Genomic DNA, 1,600 nt, shown 5'->3' with positions numbered 1-1,600 from the left:
ACGTTCACCGAAGCCACGGTCCAGCACTTCGGTGACGGCGGACCGACCGACGTTGAACCTGCTTACCAGCTTACAAAGGCGTCGATCACGGTCGATATGATCACGCCCACTCGCTACCAGATTGGTCTAAACGGCGTCATCATCGCCGATGGTGAGTTGGCGTCGCCAGCCTTGCTCATCGGACCCGGTGCCCTTCGTCCTGCATCCGGTTCGGAAGTCGCCAATTTTCAGAACGTCGTCAAGACGCGGAGCCCGACACGGCTTGCACCGCGCCCGATCCGCGCGCTGTTCATCGGCGATAGCAAGATGGATGACATTATGATCGGCTGGCCGCGTGATGTCGCGCGGATCATGCAGGGCTCGATGGGTACCCAATGGGAATTTTCCAAGAACCTGGCTGTTGCTGGGGAGATATTGGCGCAACAACTCGTGCGCATAAATGCGGAACCTATATCGGGTTACACGGATGTTTTTATAGGGCTAGGAACAAACGACGCGCAGATCTCAACTGCTGTTTCATCGTTTGCGTCGGATTTCGCTTTGCTCCTTGACCGGGCTCTTGCAGCCGGTGCGAGGGCAATCGTCCTGCTGACGCCGCAGTTCTACGCAAGGGCGGCGGCGCAGACCTATGGCGGTATCGGCCAGAACTCTGGCAGCGGCAGCAACGTGCCTATTTATCGCGAGACCATCCGCCGCGTCGTTGCTACCTATCGAGACGCCGGCAAGCCCGTGGCCTTTGTGGACGCCGGCAAGATTTGCGGGCCGACTATTGCCCGATATCTTAACTGGAGCGGCGATCAGAACCGAGTTGACACCAACGTCTTTGACAACATCCACGAGACCCGTAGCGCCCGCACCAAGATCGCGCATGCTTGCGCAAGGGCGAGCTTCGGGTTGTCGACGCCTAAGCGCACCAGCGTCGTCAAGGGCGTCTTGGCGCTCACCTCGGCGGGCGGCACTGTGGCGGCAAATACAACATCGTACATTGGGGCGCATGCCTCCGTAACGTCGGCTCTCAACCCGGCGATTACCGTGCCGTTCGCAGGGGTCGTGAAAAACCTGCGAGCGCTTGCCAACCTCGTTCCGGGCGCGTCGCAGACATACACCTACACGCTATTCATCAACGGGGTGGGAACTCTTCTGACCTGCACCACTACGGCGGCAGTGCTTGTGTCCGCCGATACGGTCAACATAGTGGCGGTGTCGGCTGGTGACAGCTTGTCGGTGCGGGTGGTGAACTCTACGACGGGTGCGGTTGCTACCCATCAATGCTCTGTCGAGCTCGACGCCTCCTAGGCCACGGATGTTGCGGCGCCAGCTCTCCGCTGGTATCCATCCGCGATGCTCTATAAAAACATCCAGGGTCTTCGGGCCGTCGCGGCTCTAATGGTGGTGTGGGTTCATTTCTACGGCCATTGGATGGAACCAATACCGAGCGCTGTCGGGCCGGGTGGCGTAGATCTGTTCTTTGTGATTTCGGGCTTCGTGGTCTTTTTGGCCGCCGACAGGCTGGGCAAGAAAGCGGAGATCGGCGGACGGTGGCGCTCTTGCCGAGAGTTTGCCGTGAAGCGCGTGTTTCGCATCTACCCAGTCTATTGGG

Annotated in this window: 2 protein-coding genes; both read left to right on the top strand. The window is 59.5% G+C overall.

Annotation, left to right across the window (positions count from 1 at the left end):
• Nucleotides 1-1,296 (top strand): hypothetical protein (locus tag ACXJ7R_RS32120; protein ID WP_457155314.1); only part of this gene is annotated, 1,296 nt, incomplete at its 5' end.
• Between the two features lie 45 nt (nucleotides 1,297-1,341).
• On the top strand, nucleotides 1,342-1,600 hold a 259-nt coding region (locus ACXJ7R_RS32115), incomplete at its 3' end, for an acyltransferase family protein (RefSeq protein ID WP_457155313.1).

Source organism: Mesorhizobium sp. P5_C1 (genome assembly GCF_054049815.1).
The sequence above is the reverse complement of the archived record's forward strand: the minus strand, read 5'-3'. Positions and strand labels throughout refer to the sequence as shown.